The organism is Kitasatospora sp. NPDC032150 (assembly GCF_055579945.1).
This window is the reverse complement of record NZ_JBVIMH010000039.1, coordinates 4,586-20,922: the sequence shown is the minus strand read 5'-3', so window position 1 is coordinate 20,922 and position 16,337 is coordinate 4,586. Positions and strand designations below refer to the sequence as shown.

Here is a 16,337-nt window from a genome sequence, read left to right as displayed (position 1 = left end):
ACCCGGTTGTCGGCGGCAGGTGTCGCTGCGGCGCGGTGAGTTCGGCGATCGCCGTGATCCTGGCTGGCTGCTGCTCCAGCCGACCGGAAAGGAACCGCTAGGGGGCTGGGAGGCGGCCAGGAAATCGGGGCCGCGCTCGCCTCGAGGCCAACCCAACACGCCGCATCCGCCGTAGATCGGGACCTAGCGCTCGTACTCGGCTACGCGGCTCTGGTGGCACTCTTCGGGCTAACGGTCGGATAGACATGAGTGCCGACACCTTCCAACAAGTCGGCCACCGGTGTCACACCGAGACCCGGTCAAGGCCGGGCTTCGTTCGTTGCCGCCTTCCTCGGGTTGACCGTGCTGTTCCTGGTCGACACGGTGTGCTGCCCCGGGCGGCACCGTCGACGGCCCGGGGCGGGGTGTCACAGGTCGATCACCAGCCGCAGGTAGGTGCGGATCTCGTCGGCTTCCTTATCAGTGACGGTTCCAAGCGGCCGGCCGGTGAGGCGCTGTTCGGAGATGGTGCGGACGTCGTCGGTGCGGGCCCAGCTGAGCCGGTTGAGGCCGGACTGGGGGGAAGTGAGGGGAACGTGGTGGGGCAGGCCACGGTCGGCGGTGGTGAGGGGGATCACGATGGCCATAGCGGTGGGGAAGGAGGCGAACAGGGGGCTGGAGACGACCACGACGGGTCGGCGGCCGGCCCGCTCGGAACCGATGACCGGGGAGAGGTCGGCCATCCAGAGCACGGCCAGCGCGCGGCGTTCGTACGCGGTGATCGGTACGACGTGGCTGGAGGCCGAGCACACGCCGGCCGAGCGGCGGGCCGTTTACTGGGCACGTTCGCCTCCCTGGTCGGGGACGACGGGTGGCGGCTGCCGCGGTACATCCTGGCCTCGGTCAACGTTCCGAGGGCCACGGGAACGGCAGTGGTGGTCGACCGGAAGCGAGGAGGCACAGGGACTGGTGGCGCGGCCTCGGCACAACTCGCCCGTCACGGAACTGTAACAGGCGCGACCGGGCGGGCCGGGGCTGCGTGTAGAGAGATACCAGCAACGACGAACCCGGCCTCTTGTGAGCAACAGGCCGGAAAACTCAGGGGGTTCACCATGTCGACTCACCGTCGTCTGTTCACCGCCGCGGCTCTCGCCGCGACCACCGTCCTCTCCCTCACCGCCTTCAGCGGCCCCGCCAGTGCCGCCGGATCTGCGGCGCGGTCAAGTGGCCATGACGTCGCTCTGTGCGGCAACTCCGAGTCGGAGAGCGACATCGCGCCCAAGATGATCGGTCTGAACAAGAGTGCCGATGGCCGGTGGACCGGCGTCATCAAGCTCACCAACACCTCGAGGCAGAACTGCGTGATGTACGGGCCCGCCGATCTGCGGACCGACCACACGAGCGGCGAGTTCACCAGGCTGACCACCGGCGTCCTGGGCGATGGCATCTTCTCCACCGACCGGGCGCACGGCACTGTGGTACCGGTGGGACATTCGGTCTACCAGCCCGTCACCTGGCTCTCCTCTCCGCCGATCGCCCCGAACGCGAGCTGCACGACTGGCAACCTCCTTGTCCTGTTCCGCAACGAGGGAGTCCTGGCCCTGCCCATCCCCGTCTTCAAGGACGCCCGCTTCTGCCCGAGCGGGGAAATCGGCTCCCCGCAGGTACTGATCGGCGTCCCGAAGACCACCCTGGCCGACGCGCAGGCCCAACTGCACGGCCTCGACGCCGCGTAGCGGACTCGGACGCCGGGCCGCCCGCCACCGGGCACCGGCGGGGACGGAGCTGGGCGGTGAACGGCCGGGGCGAGGACGCCCCGGCCGTTCACCGCCCTCTCGCTTCGTCCAACACCACGATCAGCAGCATGGTGCTCACCCTCCGGGTACGGCACTGAGGTGACCCCTGTGATGTGGACACTCTGATGGCGGATCTTGATGGTCCGGGAAGATGGTTCATATGGCAGGGCGGAAGTACACCCCGGAGTTCCGGGCGGATGCGGTGGCGTTGTGGCGGGCCTCGGCGCGGGGCAGCGGACGATGAAGGACGTTGCGGCTGACCTGGGGATCACCCGGGAGACGCTGCGGTTGTGGGTTCGTGCGGCCGACGGCGGCGGGCAAGCTCTAGCCGGCGGGTCCGGACCGGAGGACCACCAGGAGGAGCTGGCCCGGTTGCGGGCGGAGAACGCCCGACTGCTGAAGGCGGAGAAGGAGTGGCAGCTGGAGCGGGAGATCCTCCGCCGGGCGGCCCAGTATTTCGCCAAGGAGATGAAGTGACGTCCCGCCGCTGGGACTTCATCTCCGAGTGCGCCGGCGAGTTCGGCGTCCAGCGGCTGTGCCGGGTGCTGCAGGTCTCCCGCTCGGGCTACTACCGGTGGCTGGCCGGTGCGGAGGCCCGTGCCATTCGGCAGGCAGCCGATCAGGCCCTGGCGGCGGAGATCCGCGGGATCCACGCCGTCTCCGGCGAGACCTATGGAGTACTGCGCGTTCATACCGACCTGCAAGGATCCGGACACCACGTGAACCGCAAGCGGGTGGCACGGCTGATGCGCGAGCACGGCATCGTCGGCCGTCACCTTCGCCGCCGGAAGCGGACCACCGTCCCCGGTCCGGTGGCGCCGCCGGTGCCGGACCTGGTGCAGCGGGACTTCACCGCCTCCCGGCTCGACCAGCGCTGGTGCGGCGACATCACCTACGTCCAGGTCGGGGGCCGGTGGCTGTTCCTGGCCTGCGTGATCGACATCTGCTCACGCCGGGTCCTGGGCTGGTCGATGGCCCCGCACATGCGGGCCGAACTGGTCGTCAACGCCCTTGAGATGGCGGTGGCGGCGGTACAGGATGCTGTTCTCCACGATGGAGCAGGCCGAATGGTGATCCTGCGGTGGCTCACGTACTACAACGCACGGCGACGCCACAGCGCACTGGCCTACCTCTCCCCGATGGAGTTCGAACAGCAGCAACACACGACGACTAAACTCTCACTCGCGGCGTAAACCCCTGTGTCCACAATCCGGGGGTCACCTCAGTCGTAACTCAACCGGCAGCCGGTGCACGCCTCCTGGCGCTTCGGGTTCGCCTCGTTCGGCACCTGAGGTCTCGTTCTCCCCCGGGCGTACCGGGGGTTCTCCCCACCCCCGGTACGCCCGGCAGCTCCATGGTTCCCGGGCCGCCGCGCTGGAAGTGTTGGGGGCACCGGGAAGGCCCGGGAGCGCAACCGAACGAGGGAACACTTCGATGACCAACCCGATGCCGAAGCAGCAGTCGCACCGCCGCACCGCCCTGCGGCTGTCCGCAGCCGCCGCCGTCCTCTGCCTGACCGCCGGGGCCGGCAGCGCCACCGCGACGGCGGCCGACCTGGGCGCCGGCCGGGCACACCGCGGCACCGTGGTCTCGGTCACCCCGCTCGCCTTACTGGACGCCCAGCAGGCCACCACCAGTGTCCGGGACGCCGGCTTCGTCACCCCGGCCGAACGGGGCGGGGTCGAGCTGGAGCGGGTGGTCTACCGGACCGTCACCCCCGAGGGGCGGCCCACCACCGCGAGCGGGCTGGTGGCGCTCCCCCGCGATCCGGGGCCGCGCGCACTGACCACCGTCGAGTACGCGCACGGCACCATGGCCTACCGGGGTGAGGCCCCGTCAGTGGCGGACGGGCCCAACCGCGCGGCGGCGGTGATGTTCGCCGGGGACGGCTTCGCCGCAGTGGCGCCGGACTACCTGGGGCTGGGCGTCGGGCCCGGCACCCACCCGTACCTGGACGCGCCCTCGGAGACCACGGCCTCGACCGACCTGCTGGTCGCCGCCCGGGAGGTCGAGGCCCGGCACGGCATGCGCGCCGACGGCCGGGTGCTGGTGACCGGCTTCTCCGAGGGCGGGGCGGCCGCGATGAGCATCGGGCGGGCGTTGCAGCATGGGCAGGTCCCCGGATACCGGCTGACCGCACTGGCCCCGGTGAGCGGACCGTACGACCTGACGGGCAGCGAGCTGCCGGCCGCCCTCGGCGGCCAACTGCTCGGCACGCACGCCACGTTCTACGCCGCCGACCTGGTGGTCGCGTGGAACAGGCTGCACCCGCTCTACGGCTCGCCCGCCGAGGCCTTCCAGGCGCCCTACGACCGCACCGTGACCGACCTGTTCGACGGCGAGCACACCGACGAGCAGGTGGCCGCCGCCCTCCCGGACAGCCTGCAGCAGCTCTTCACTCCCGCCTTCCTGCAGCAACTCCAACACCCGACCGGCAAGTTCGCTCAGATGTTCCGGGTGGCGGACAGCGTCTGCCAGTGGGCCCCGCAGGTGCCGGTCCAGCTCTACGACGCGGACGGCGACCGGGACGTGGCACCCACCAACACCCGCAGCTGCAAGGCGCAGTTGGCGGGTGCCGGGGTCGACGCGCCGGTGGTGGACGCGGGCGCCGCCGACCACAACCGCTCGGCGCTGGCCTCCTATCCCCTCATCCGCACCTGGTTCGACACCCTCGCCGGACGCTGAGGTCCCGCCGCCGCTTGCGCAGCCTGACGCACCATCAGGGCGCCGCCCGGCCCCCCGCCCCGCAGCCCGGCCCGCTCCCCCACCGAAAGTTCTCTGTGCACCGCGCGCTGCAGGGCGCGCAGCGACGGAACGACAACCGTGGGATCGCCGGCGGCCTGGGCGACGAGCTCGCGGTGGACCGCGGCGACGTTCCCGCCTCAGAAAGCCAGCAGACGCCAGACCTCCGGGGTGACCACCGCACTCTCGCGCGACCGGGCCGAAAGCCGCCCCTCCGCGCGGGCGACAGCCACCCAGTACCAGACCGCCCGCTCTCCCCCATCGCCGAAGCAACCAGCCGTACGTGAGCGGTAGTCAGCTCGCCCCGGCCGTCCAGGTCCATCAGCCGGGCCACGGAGCCCTCACGCCCCGGCGCGGGCGGCGGTGTCTTCGGGCGCATGGTCGGTTCCCGCATTCCATGGCTCCTGAAGTTCCACCCGCGGTTGGACACTGTCCGTCTACGCCGCCAAGGCGTGACCTTGCTGGTGTCGCTGTCGGATTTCGAGTGGGGTGAGGTAGCCCCACTGGGGGTGCTTGCGCAGGCGCCTGCGGTTGTAGAAGGTCTCGATGAATGCGAAGACCTCCGCGCGGGCGGTGGCGCGGTCCGGCCGGATCCGAGTGCCGATCTCCTCCTTCAACACGGCGAAGAAGCTCTCAGCGGCAGCGTTATCGTAACAGGAGCCGACTCGTCCCATCGACTGCCTCATGTCCAACTTGCTTATCTCAGTTCGGAATTCAGTCGACGTATATTCACTTCCGCGATCCGAGTGGAAAATACAGCCGCGCTCCAGGCCGCCGCGGCCGGCCGCCATCCGCAACGCGGCCACCGGCAGCTCGGCGCGGTGGTGGTCGGCCATCGCGTAGCCGACGACCTCGCGGGTGGCCAGATCGATGCAGGTGGCCAGGTAGAGCCAGCCCTCCTCGGTCGGCAGGCAGGTCATGTCGCCGACCAGCCGCACTCCGGGGCGGGGTGCGGTGAAGTCGCGCCCGATCAGGTCCGGCACGAACACCGGCTTGCGAGCCTGGCGGCCGGTGCAGCGGTGCTCGCTCGACGACGGCGGTCAGGACCTTGGCGTCGGAGCCCATGAAGAAGGCGGTCCTCGCGGACCGACGGCCTTACCCGTCTTCACGTCCGCAACCCCGTAGCCGCCACTGAGCACCTCGTGCCCGCCGGCCACCACGGTCACCGCCGCACCGGGTATCCGATGGTCCGTCAACTGCCGGGCAGCGAATTGGTCGAACAGCGGCGCGTACTGCACACAGTCGCCTTCGACGGCACCAGCCTGCAGCTGCCGGACCGTGATCCGGTCACCGCGCGCTTCCCCAAGCGCCGCGGTGAGCAGCGCGAGTTCGGCTGCCCGCTGCTGCGGCCGGTCACCTTGGTCGAGACCGGTACCCTCGCGGTGGTCGCCGCCGCTTTCGGACCCGAGGAGGACGGTGAGCTCGCCTATGCCCGACGTTTGTCGCACCACCTCAGCGCCCGGATGCTGGTCCTGGCGGACGCAGGTCTCGACGTATGGGAGTGCCTGCGCGACATCCAGGCCACCAGCGCGCACTTCCTGGTGCGCTCCTCCGCCCGCCGCTGCCCCACCATCCAGCGCCGGCTTCCCCGACGGTTTCGATCCGGACGCCTCGGCCACGCTGGCGGGGGAACGACTACGTTGCGGTCCTGCGCCGCATGGGTGGAGGAATCGGGCCGACGCGCCGCGGAGCCGCTCGCAAGTCGGCTTTCCCGAAGAATGCCGTGAGTCTGGCGATGCCTTGGCCGGCTTTGTCCAGGCCCGCGAGCTGCCGCCGATCAGGTTCTGCGCGAGATGACCATGATGTATTCGCAGGGCGCGTTCGTCGGGTTGGCGAAGCCGTGGTCCGCGTCGGCCTGGAAGAACAGGGAGTCGCCCGTGTTCAGGGTCTCGCTGATTCCGCCGATCGCGACGGTGAGGGTGCCTTCGAGCACCACGAGTTGTTTCTCGGTACCCGGCGGATACGCGGGCAGCAGTCCGGTGGAGACCTGCGCGGGGAGGTAGTGGACGACCATCTCGCCTCCTCCCGCGCCCGGGGCGGCTGACACCATGTGCCGCTCGAAGCCGGTTTCCGGATCACGGTAAACGGGGCGATCGTTCTTGCGCATGACAATGGCCACGCCGGGCGCGGCAGCAGCTGGCGCACCGATCAGGTCCGAGAGCGACACGTCGAGCGCGTGGGCGATCCTGGACGCGACGCCGATCGTCGGGCTCTTCTCGCCGCGTTCGACCTTGGACAGCATGGCCCGGCTGACCGACGACTGTGTGGACAGCTGCTCCAGCGTCAGGCCAGCCTCCTCGCGGCGTCGCCGCACGTTACCGCCGAACGCACCGGCCAGGTCGTCACCGTGCTGTGGTTCGGTCGCGTTCCCGTCTTGCTCGACCACCGTGCTCCTCGATCGATGGGTACCCCGCTGCCCCACAGTGTAGTGTTTCTCCTAAAGAAGAATTGATCTTCTATCGGAGACGCGCGATGTACGCCCGACACGACGGAGGGGTTCCATGCGTTTGATCTCGAGTGGCCGGCACCATGCCACGTTCGAATTCGGCGACCTGCAGGTGATCTCGTTGCGAGACGGGTACATCGACATGCCGCCGACACGGCTCCGCGACGAGGACGGGCGCACGCTCGATGTGCTGCCGGCCGCCGTCCCGCTGGCCGGCGACAACTTGCGGCTGTCGGTCAACGCCTTCTTCGTCACCGACGGCACGCGGTCGGTGCTCATCGACACCGGCGCGTCCAACGCCTGGCACGACCCCACCATGGGATTGATCTACGATGCGCTCGACGAAGCAGGAATCGACCGCGCGCGTGTCACCGATGTGGCCATCACTCACAAGCACGAAGACCACGTGAGCGGCCTGATCGCGCCGGACGGTTCAGAGGCGTTCACCAGACTCGAGCGCGTGTGGATCGGCGCGGGCGACGCCTCGGTGTTCACGGGGCGGCTCGAGCCGATCCGCGACCGGGTCGTACCCGTGTCGGAGAAGGTCGCGATCAACGACTGGACCAGCGCGATCCCGACACCGGGCCACACACCCGGTCACACCGTGTACGACATCAGGAGCGGCACCGGCCACCTTCTCGTCTGGGGCGACACCGTTCACGTTCCCACGCTCCAATTCGATCAGCCGAACGTGTCCTGGGAGCTCGACGGCAACCAGTCCCAGGCCCGCGCCGCGCGAGCGGCCCTCCTCGAACAACTGACCAAACCACACCACTTCGTAGCCGGCGCCCACCTCGACTCACCCGGCATCGCCCGCGTAACCCCCTCCGGCGACGGTTATGCGCTGGAATACCTCGCACCACCGATCGGCTGATCGACTCTGTCGGCTCCGGGCTGCGCTCGGGATGGCGGCCAAGGGCAAGCTCATCTGGCCCGGCTGGTCGCCCACCAACTCGACCACCGGGACGGCCGCCTCGACACCAGCCGCATGCGCGACGGCCTCCAGCCCATCCCGGTCGAGGAAATCCGCGGCATCGGTCGGCCGTGGATCCACGGGCGCCGCCCGGCGACCTTGACGATTTGCGGTGACGCCGGCGGCCTACAGGGCGGTCCGGTCGGCACCGTCCGGGAGCTCAGGCAGCAGCCAGGCGGGATCCGGTGCCCAGGTGGGCCACGGGTCGGCGAACGGCCCGGAGCGGTCCTGGAGCAGGCCAAGGGCCCGCGTCCGGGCCTGCTCGACCAGCCTGGGTTGGGCCGTCTGAGCGCCCCGCCGAGTGGGCGGAGCTACTGGCGCTGGGGCATGTGCTGTCGACCGCCGACACGTCTCTTCGGCCCCCTTCCCCGAGTACGCTTGCCCGCCCGGTGGGCAGGAACCAGTGGTCGTTCTGGTGGGACTGGCGGAACGCCTCGACGCGATGCCCCAGGCCTGGCCCTGTGCCTGGCGCTTGTCCACGTACTCGGTGATGATCGAGAAGAACCGCGCCGGGTCCTCGAACGGCAGACCGTGGCCGCCGGGGACCTGGAGGTAGTCGGCCTGGTGGATGGCAGCGGCCAGCTCACGCTGGTGGTGGGGCGGGATGATCTGATCGTCGGCGCTCGCCAGCACGAGTGTCGGCGCGGTGACCCGGCCCACCGCGTCACGCAGGTCGATTCGGGTGTCGAGTTCTATCTGCCCGAGGATGCGCTCATCGAGCATGGCCGTGAAACCCGAGGCCATTTCGGCGAACTGCGCGTCGTCGAGGGTGCCAAGGAGATCGGGCCCCATCGCGGTGAGGATCAACTGGCGGGCCAGTAGGGCCGGGTCGGTGCGCAGCAGGCGCGCCCACAGGTCGAAGATGAACGCCTCGCGCGGGCTCGTCCTGACCCATCCGGCGTGCAGGACGAGCGAGGTCACGGCAGCAGGGTGGCGGGCGGCCACGGCCGTGGCGACGACGGAACCCACCGAGTGGCCGACCAGGTGGAACCGTTCCAGTCCGGCGGCCTGAGTGGTGGCGACCACCCGGTCGGCGAGTGAGTCCAGGTCGATCGGTGCGGGGTCGACGGGGGTGGTGCCGGCGCCGGGCAGGTTCGGGGCGACGACGGTGTACCGGTCGCGCATCGCATCGATGAGGGCTCCCCAGTTCGAGGTCGCGTCAGCGCCGGTGCCGTGGATCAGGACCAGGCCCGGGCCGGACCCGGCGATGATGTGATCAAGCGGTTCACGGCTGGACAAGGGGTGCCTCCATGAGTGAGTGGCTGGGCGACTCACCCAAGTTAACAGAGTTCTGTCATATAGCAGAGCTCTGTCATGAGCCTGTGTTCGAGTTGGTGGCGTACGATCACCTTCATGGAGATGCCGGTCACGGAACGCCTCGGGCTGCACATCAAGCGGGTGGAGCAGGAGCTGATGGCGGCCAAGCACGCGGCGCTCCGGCCGCTCGGGCTCACGGTTCCGCAGTACGTCGCGCTGTACACGCTCAACGACCAGCCGGGGCTCTCCGCCGCCGCACTCGCCCGCGCCTGTCTGGTCACCCCGCAGACCATCGCCACCGTGCTCGCCAACCTGGAGGCGAAGGGCCTGATCACCCGCCAGCCGCATCCCTGGCATCGCAAGGTGGTCGAGGTGCGCCTCACCGAGGACGGACGCCGACTGCTCGCGCAGGCCGACGCGGAGGCCGTCACCATCGAACGACGGATCGCCAACGGCTTCAGCCCCGAGGAACGCGCCCTCCTGATCGACCTGCTGGCCCGCGCATCAAGTCAACTGGTGCTCGCACCAGAGCAGGACTGACACCGCGGCCGACCCCCGCCGGCGATGGGCGTACGGGAGCCGAGGCGGCTCACCAGGTTTCGCGCCGCGGTCGACGACGGCGAGCGGGTCGTGCCAGGTGACGTCGATGCCGACATCGTCATCATCGGACGTCAGGTCTGAGCTGCACTGATCTTCGTGGAGTCCTTGAAGCCTGGGTTACGATCCAGGCTTCAAGGAGAACCACGAGCAGTGCCAGCACCACGTAAGTACCCCGATGAACTCCGCGAGCGCGCCGTCCGAGAGGTCCGCTCGACCGGCCGCCCGGTGGCTCACGTTGCCCGCGACCTCGGCATCCACAAGGAAGCCCTGCGGTCCTGGGTCCGCCAGGCCGAGGCCGACGCCGGCGAGCGCGACGATCGCCTGACGAGCTCCGAACTGGAGGAGCTGAAGCAACTCCGCAAAGAGAATGCCGAGTTGAGGCGGGCCAACGAGATCCTCAAGGCCGCCAGTGTGTTTTTTGCCCAGGAGATGTGCGCCACGAGGCGCCGTGAAGATCGGGAGGTGGTGGAAGACCACTTCCGTTGGGCCGTCGCAGCGGCCTGACGAAGCTGGGGGCAGTCCGAGCCGGGAACGCCGGGGAGGATGGCAAGCGGCCCCGACAAAGGCGAGTCGCGCTGGAACTACCAGACGGTGCGGGCCCGTCGAGCGAGGTGAGAAGGTGCAGCGCAAGCGAACCAGCGGTTGAAGCTCCGTAACAGCGAAGCCGGCTCAAACCTGGTGAATATGGGCCGGTCTGCAGTGCGTGGGGACGTCCGGCTTGATCGGGCTCTCCAACTCCGAAACCGTGTATCTCCGACGGTGGGGAGGCTGCGTCGAAGGTCTGCGGCGTAGACGCGGCGATGCTGCCGGGGTAGAGCTGGGCACCTCCCTGACCGACCGATCGCATGGTGAACGTGGGAGCCGCTCCCCGGTTCGCCCCGGCCGCCGGGCCGCCAGCCCGGAGGACGGGAAGGCCCGATTCGGCCGAGGACCGCGGGGCGGGGCGGAGGCCCCGTAGTAGTCGCGGGAGTGACGACCCGTCTGGGAGGCCGAGAGAAGCGGCCACAGGGCGAAGGGGGCCAGCAAGTCAGCAGTGACTGTACTGGAATGCCAGAAGGGACATGTCGCCGGTGAACACCGACGAACTGGAGTCCGCCCTGTTCGGGGCGGAACGACGGGTACTGGAGATCCAGACGAAGCTGCACCGTTGGGCCCGTGATGATCCTCGTCGCAGGTTCGACGACCTGTTAAACCTCGTTGCCGACCCCGCCTTTCTGTTGGGGGCGTGTCGGCGATCTCGTGTAAGTGCCTTGGGTCCATTGGATGCTGAGCGGGTCCTCGAAGAAGAGCGAGAACTGGTTCAGTGCCTCCTTCCAGTGTGCGGCGACGTGGTTGATGTCGCGGGCCCTGGGGGTGATCTGCTCGCGGACGGCGAGGTAGAGCACCTTCAACGCGGCCTGCTCGGAGGGGAAATGGCCGCGCTTGCGGGTGGCCTTTCGCAGCCGGGAGTTCATCGACTCCACCATGTTTGTCGAGTACACAACCCTCCTTATCGCGGGTGGGAACGCGAGGTAGGGCGTGAACTCGCTCCAGGCCGCCCGCCAGGTGCGGACCACGGCCGGGTAGCGTTCGCCCAACTCGGAAGCGGCAAGCTCGTTCAGGGCCTGCTCGGCGGCCTGCTCGGTCGGCGCGGTGTAGATCGCCCGCAGGGCCGGCGCCAGCGTGGCGTGGTCCCTGGCCGAGGACAGCCGCAGCGAGGCGCGAATCAAGTGGATTACGCACGTCTGCACCGTTGCCCGGGGCCAGGTGGCGGTGACCGCCTCCGGCAGCCCCTTCAGGCCGTCGCAGCAGGCGATGCACACGTCCTCGATGCCCCGGTTACGCAGTTCCGACAGCACCGCCATCCACGTGGTCGCGCCCTCGCTCTCGGCACCGACCCACAGGCCCAGCACGTTCTTGCGGCCGTCCATGTCGACCCCGACCGTCAGGTAGACCGGCTTCGAACTCACCGATCCGGAACGGATCTTCACCCACAGCGCGTCGAGTAGATGATCGGCCAGACCGCGTCCAGCGGCCGGTTCTGCCAGCTCGCCAGCTCGTCCGCCACGGCGTCGGTGACTTTGCTGATCAGGTCGGCGCTGACCTCGACGCCGTAGATCGGGGCGAGGTGGGAGCGGATGTCGCGCACCGACATGCCGTGTGCGTACAGCGACAGGATCCGCTCATTGAAGCCAGCCAGCCGCCGGGCGTTCTTCGGGATCAACCGTGGCTCGAAGTCGCCATTGCGGTCCCGGGGCACCGCCACCGTCACCGCTCCCACGCCGGTCAGCACGGGCTTCGGCGAGGTCCCGTTGCGCGAGTTGCCCGAGCCGCGGCCCGCCGGATCGTGCTTCTCGTAGCCAAGTGCTCGGTCATCTCCGCGTCCAAGGCCCGCTCCAGCACCGCCCGGGCGGCCTCCGTCAGCAGCCCGCCCTCGCCAAGCAGGGCCCGCGTCCACACGGTCCATCAACCGCTCGACGACTTCGTCCACCAGCGTGTCCCCGGTCGCTTCGACAGCCGGGTCCGCCTTGTCCGTCATGACTTGTCCGTTCCGCCTGGCCGGAGAGCCCGTGGCCGAGCCCTCGGCCAGGCTGTCACATCACGGACTTACACGATCTTTCGGACGCGCTCCGGTGGCCCATGCGCGACCCGGTGTCGGCGTACGGCGAGAGCCGGAAAGGACGAGGTAGCGGCTACAGGGCGGTGTCAGCGGAAGCCGTCGCTGGTTTGATGTCGGCACGGCGGCGGTGCTCGGGTCGTGTGACCAGGTAGGCCGACGCCAGGGCCGCCAGGCTCGCGATGGCCAGGAGGAGGATTCGGTAGTCCACCATGGCGATCAGTGCGGCGCCCACTGCGATCGAGATCGTCTGAGGAGTGGAGAGAACCAGGCTGAGCGCCGCGTCCGTCCTGCCCATTAGCTCTGGCGGTGTGCGCCGCTGGAAGAGCGTCATGATGCCGACACTTATCCACGGCAGGCTTGAGCCGATGAACGCGGAGCCCGCGAGGACGGCTGGTGTTGATGATGCGGTCTGCAGGAGGAACCCCACCGCGGCGCCAGCCAGGCCCAGGGCGACGAGGCGGCCTTCGCTGAGGCATCGCATCAACGGGGCCGCCGTGACCCCGGCGACGACCGCGCCGACTCCCTGGGCCGAGATCAGGACTCCCAGGAAGGCATCCGGACGGTGCAGCCCCTCACTCACCACAGCGAAGACGGCTGTTTCCGAGAACCCAAATGCGATCACGCTCAGAGCGCCGGCCATGGTCAGCTGCCGCAGGCTGGGGGTTTTGCGGATGTGGCGGGCGCCAGCAGCTGCCTCGGCGAGCCACTGCTGTTCGGACGGCGTCGGCGACTCCTCGCGCACCTCCAGGGCGAGCAGGGTGGCAACGGCCACAAGGAACGTCACCGCGTCACCGATGATCACCGGAGTCGCGCCGAACGTGGCGAGCAGCCCGGCGCCGAGGAGGGGGGTGACCAGTCTCAGCCCCCACTGTGCTGTCTGCATAGCACTGTTCGCGTCCCCCAGGAGTTCCTCGGGGACCAAGGTCTGCATCAGAGCCGTCTGCGCCGGGCCGAGGACACCGGCCGACAGGCCGTAGCCGAACATCACGACGTAGATCAGCCACACCTGGCTCCGGTCGTGGACCAGCAGGAGGATAACCACCAGCGCCGCGGTGGCCAGGTTCGCGGCGATCAGTAGGGGTCGTCGGCGCATCCGGTCGGCGAGAACGCCTCCGACCGGCCCGCCCAGAGTGCCCAGCGCGAACATGGAGAACGACAGGCCCGCTGCCGAGGCACTCCCGGTGAGCATCTTGATCCAGGTCCCCAGGGCCAGCCACAGTGCCGAGTCGCCGAAGGTCGACAGCGTCTGCCCGGCTATGTAGAGCCGGGCGTTGCGGTTTGCTAACAGGTGTCCCATCCGGTCAGGCCTCCGGCTTGGCCGCGTCAAGCGGGTATGTGAACAGGAGCATCTCGACCGGCAGGCTCTCGGCCGGGCGGCGCGAGGGATCCTCCAAGCGGTCCCGGTAGCGGTCGAGGACCTCACGCAGGTCGGCGTTCAGTTGCTGTGCCTCCTCCGGTGTCACGTAGGCCAGGTTCTCGATTCCGCTGGTCACCTGCCGCCAGGCTCCTTCGAACCGAGACCGGCGGGCGTTCACCGTGCCAACCCGGTTGAGCCACGTCTCCCACAGCAAGTGGGCCAGAGCTTCGGAGGCATGAGATATCTCCGCATCGCCCTGGGTGTCGTCCACCGAGAAGCCGACGTGCTTGAGTCGCCACGGCCTGCGCCGACCGGGTGCGCCGCCGGCTTCCTCGACAAAGCCGTACTTGGCCAAGGTGCGCAGATGGAAGGCGCAGTTCGTCGGCGATTCCCCGATCATCTCGGCGGCTTCCGTCGCGGTGAGCGGTTCTCGCTGGGCGAGTGCCTCCAGGAGCGCGAGCCGAGTTGGATGAGCGACCGCTCTCATCGTCTTGGGATCAGTGAGTTGACGGAGCGGACGCGTGCTACCCCTGTGGTGCTCTGGGGTCTGCTCTGATTCTTCAGAAGACATGTTTCGAGACAGTAGACTCGAAACATGTCTTCTGACAAGGCCTCTGGGGCAGATGAGCAAGATCGGTTGTGCCGGTTTCAGGGCCGAATCGGCCTGAGACCATGCTCGCTCTCAACCTCTCTCCGGACACCGACACGCTGACTTGACAGGGAACACCGCAGCCTCTACCTGGCCGGGACGCGCGTTCCGAAGCGGGAGTTGCTGCCGCGGCTGGCGGCCGCCGTCGGTGTCGCTCCGGCCGACCTGTGCACGGTCGTGCAGGAGCGGCTGGCTCCACGGCCGTCACTGCACCGACAGACAGTCCCCTCCGATGGCTCGACAGGCAGCCATCGCCGGCCTAAACGACTCATCAGGATTCGAACTGTTCGCACGGGCCTGGACTGATCGCGCTGATCACTCAACGGACCGACCAGGGCGAGGCAACAGCGGTCGAGACGAAGTGAGCTTGCTCCGCTTTGACGGACACCGTTGGTGTGGTGGTCAGGCTGCCAGGACGGTCTCGTACTCGGCGGGACTGCGGTAGCCGAGGCTGGTGTGCGGCCTTCGTATGTTGTACCAGGCTTCGGCGGCGGCCAGGCCGCCACGACACTGACTGAACGCCGGAACACGATCTTCACACCGCCGAGGCATTCGGGCCGCCCCCGAGGTGCCGGCGGCCGAGCCGGGCGCCCTCGATCCGCAGCGGCGGGCCGCGCTGGAGGAGATCGACCCGTGATGGCGCCCCGCCTGGCCGATCATCTGGCAGCGCACCTACAGCGTGGCCAGGCAGTGGTGGCTGGAGTCCAACGGCCGCGTCGACGACGCAGGTGCCCGTGGAGACCGTGTTCGAAGGCGAGCAACTCGGCCGCTGGGTGAAGGCGCAGCGGGCTGCCTGGCCCGGTCTGGAGTCCGATCAGCGGGACCTGCTGTCAGCGATCGGGATCGAGGATGACCAGGAGCTGGTGGCTGCGAAGCAGGCTGTGGAGGCGAAGCCGAACGTGTCCCGCGCGGACCGGTTCCAGCTCCACCTGGCGGCGCTGGCGGAGTTTGTCGAGCGGGAGGGGCATGCGAAGGTGCCGCGTGCTCACAAGACCGCCGAGGGCTGTCGCTGGGGGCCTGACTGAACAACACGAAGGCACGCCGGGACAACCTCGGCCCCGAGCAGCTCGGGCAGCTGGAGGCCCTGGGAGTGGCCTGGTAGCTCCGGCCCGGCCGGAGCCAGGGCCGGTGGTCGGCGCCACGCTCCTGGGGTCTGTACGGTCTGTTGGCTGAACACACCCTGTCAGGCGGAGCGGTGGTAGTAGGTGATGGAGACCTTGACCGGGCCGTCGTCCGAAGCGGTGGTGAGCGTGCGGACGATGGCGATGTCCTGGCCGCCGTGGCCGCGGATACAGAAGCTGCGGTCGGCGCGCAGGGTGGTGAAAGGCAGGGCGGAAGTGGGTTGGGTGTCGGTGCCCTTGAGGCAGTCAGGGAGAGTGAGGGCTCCGACCGGTGGGATGTAGGCGTCGCTGTCGTCGGGGATGTAGAAGGAGCCGGCCTGGCGACCCAGGTACCAGGTGGTGGTGTCTTGGGACACCTTTCCGGCTTTCAGGTCGAACTCGTGGTCTGAATCGGGGGAGGTGAGTTCGAGGTTCGTGTAGGCGGCGGTGTAGCCGGAATCCGTGGTCGGTGGCTGGGGCGCTGAGGGGGAGGGCGGTGTGGTGGCGGTGGACGAGGGAAGGCTGCTCGTGGCGGCGGCGTTGTGCTCGGCGGGGTCGTCGAAGTAGTCGGAGTGTTCGAGCAGGAGGAAGGCCGCCGCGGCGCCGACGAGAAGGGCTACGGTCGTCAGGAGCGCGGTGCGGGCGCGTCGGTGTGCGGTGGTCGCGGCTCTGCGTCTGGTGGGGACCGGCTGTGGCCGGGTGGGCGCCGGAGTAGGGAGGACACATGCGGCCCCGGGGGGGGGGGGGGGGTGGGGGGGTGGGGGGGGGGGGGGGGGGGGGGGGGGGGGGGGGGGAAGGGGGGGTTGGGGGGGGGGGGGGGGGGGGGGGTTCTTCTTCTC

Annotated in this window: 14 protein-coding genes and 3 pseudogenes; 8 read left to right on the top strand and 9 right to left on the bottom strand. The window is 69.1% G+C overall.

The annotated features are described in order from the left end of the window. Positions 1-407 precede the first annotated feature (407 nt). Entirely contained in the window at positions 408-791 is a 384-nt protein-coding gene (locus ACZ5ON_RS30940) for a type II toxin-antitoxin system PemK/MazF family toxin (protein ID WP_465599628.1), read from the bottom strand. Between the two features lie 300 nt (positions 792-1,091). Between ACZ5ON_RS30940 and ACZ5ON_RS30935 the strand changes: the two genes are divergently transcribed. The 3 genes and pseudogenes from ACZ5ON_RS30935 (at position 1,092) to ACZ5ON_RS30925 (ending at position 4,460) form a co-directional block, all read left to right on the top strand. Continuing rightward, positions 1,092-1,715, top strand: a complete 624-nt coding sequence (locus ACZ5ON_RS30935) for a hypothetical protein (protein ID WP_465599626.1) — start codon at positions 1,092-1,094, stop codon at positions 1,713-1,715. A gap of 220 nt (positions 1,716-1,935) precedes the next feature. Beyond that, positions 1,936-2,968, top strand: a pseudogene (locus ACZ5ON_RS30930) (IS3 family transposase). 241 nt (positions 2,969-3,209) lie between these two features. Further along, complete coding sequence (locus ACZ5ON_RS30925) at positions 3,210-4,460, top strand: alpha/beta hydrolase family protein (RefSeq protein ID WP_465599624.1); 1,251 nt, start codon at positions 3,210-3,212, stop codon at positions 4,458-4,460. A gap of 494 nt (positions 4,461-4,954) precedes the next feature. Here the strand turns inward: ACZ5ON_RS30925 and ACZ5ON_RS30920 are convergent. Continuing rightward, positions 4,955-5,518, bottom strand: a pseudogene (locus ACZ5ON_RS30920) (IS3 family transposase); the annotation flags it as partial. A 183-nt stretch (positions 5,519-5,701) separates the two neighbouring features. Between ACZ5ON_RS30920 and ACZ5ON_RS30915 the strand changes: the two are divergent. Beyond that, a complete protein-coding gene (locus ACZ5ON_RS30915; protein WP_465599622.1) occupies positions 5,702-6,244 on the top strand; it encodes a transposase in 543 nt (180 codons plus the stop codon). Between the two features lie 50 nt (positions 6,245-6,294). Here the strand turns inward: ACZ5ON_RS30915 and ACZ5ON_RS30910 are convergent, their stop codons facing one another. Continuing rightward, positions 6,295-6,903, bottom strand: a complete 609-nt coding sequence (locus ACZ5ON_RS30910; protein WP_465599620.1) for a helix-turn-helix domain-containing protein — start codon at positions 6,901-6,903, stop codon at positions 6,295-6,297. A 115-nt stretch (positions 6,904-7,018) separates the two neighbouring features. Here ACZ5ON_RS30910 and ACZ5ON_RS30905 point away from each other — a divergent pair, with 115 nt between their 5' ends. Then, positions 7,019-7,837 carry an MBL fold metallo-hydrolase gene (locus ACZ5ON_RS30905; RefSeq protein ID WP_465599618.1) on the top strand — a complete coding sequence of 273 codons (819 nt, stop codon included), beginning with the start codon at positions 7,019-7,021 and terminating at the stop codon, positions 7,835-7,837. Positions 7,838-8,062: 225 nt separating this feature from the next. Here ACZ5ON_RS30905 and ACZ5ON_RS30900 read toward each other — a convergent pair whose 3' ends face one another. Further along, positions 8,063-9,175, bottom strand: a complete 1,113-nt coding sequence (locus ACZ5ON_RS30900) for an alpha/beta fold hydrolase (protein WP_465599616.1) — start codon at positions 9,173-9,175, stop codon at positions 8,063-8,065. Between the two features lie 114 nt (positions 9,176-9,289). Between ACZ5ON_RS30900 and ACZ5ON_RS30895 the strand changes: the two genes are divergently transcribed. After that, a complete protein-coding gene (locus ACZ5ON_RS30895; protein ID WP_465599614.1) occupies positions 9,290-9,733 on the top strand; it encodes a MarR family winged helix-turn-helix transcriptional regulator in 444 nt (147 codons plus the stop codon). Between the two features lie 210 nt (positions 9,734-9,943). Then, positions 9,944-10,297 carry a transposase gene (locus tag ACZ5ON_RS30890; protein ID WP_465599612.1) on the top strand — a complete coding sequence of 118 codons (354 nt, stop codon included), beginning with the start codon at positions 9,944-9,946 and terminating at the stop codon, positions 10,295-10,297. Positions 10,298-11,061: 764 nt separating this feature from the next. Here ACZ5ON_RS30890 and ACZ5ON_RS30885 read toward each other — a convergent pair. The 4 genes and pseudogenes from ACZ5ON_RS30885 to ACZ5ON_RS30870 all read right to left on the bottom strand — a co-directional run. After that, positions 11,062-12,311 (bottom strand): annotated as a pseudogene (locus ACZ5ON_RS30885) (IS256 family transposase); the annotation flags it as partial. 154 nt (positions 12,312-12,465) lie between these two features. Next, positions 12,466-13,719 carry an MFS transporter gene (locus ACZ5ON_RS30880; RefSeq protein ID WP_465599609.1) on the bottom strand — a complete coding sequence of 418 codons (1,254 nt, stop codon included), beginning with the start codon at positions 13,717-13,719 and terminating at the stop codon, positions 12,466-12,468. After that, positions 13,694-14,320 (bottom strand): helix-turn-helix domain-containing protein, encoded by a 627-nt coding sequence (locus tag ACZ5ON_RS30875; protein WP_465599607.1) that lies wholly within the window; start codon positions 14,318-14,320, stop codon positions 13,694-13,696. Before ACZ5ON_RS30875 ends, ACZ5ON_RS30880 begins: the two co-directional genes overlap by 26 nt. Before the next feature lie 480 nt (positions 14,321-14,800). Further along, the gene (locus ACZ5ON_RS30870; RefSeq protein WP_465599605.1) at positions 14,801-14,950 is read right to left on the bottom strand and encodes an integrase core domain-containing protein; all 150 of its coding nucleotides are present in this window, start codon (positions 14,948-14,950) and stop codon (positions 14,801-14,803) included. A gap of 182 nt (positions 14,951-15,132) precedes the next feature. Between ACZ5ON_RS30870 and ACZ5ON_RS30865 the strand changes: the two genes are divergently transcribed. Next, the gene (locus tag ACZ5ON_RS30865; protein WP_465599603.1) at positions 15,133-15,423 is read left to right on the top strand and encodes a helicase associated domain-containing protein; all 291 of its coding nucleotides are present in this window, start codon (positions 15,133-15,135) and stop codon (positions 15,421-15,423) included. A 158-nt stretch (positions 15,424-15,581) separates the two neighbouring features. Here the strand turns inward: ACZ5ON_RS30865 and ACZ5ON_RS30860 are convergent, their stop codons facing one another. Further along, complete coding sequence (locus ACZ5ON_RS30860) at positions 15,582-15,875, bottom strand: hypothetical protein (RefSeq protein ID WP_465599601.1); 294 nt, start codon at positions 15,873-15,875, stop codon at positions 15,582-15,584. Between the last annotated feature and the right edge of the window lie 462 nt (positions 15,876-16,337).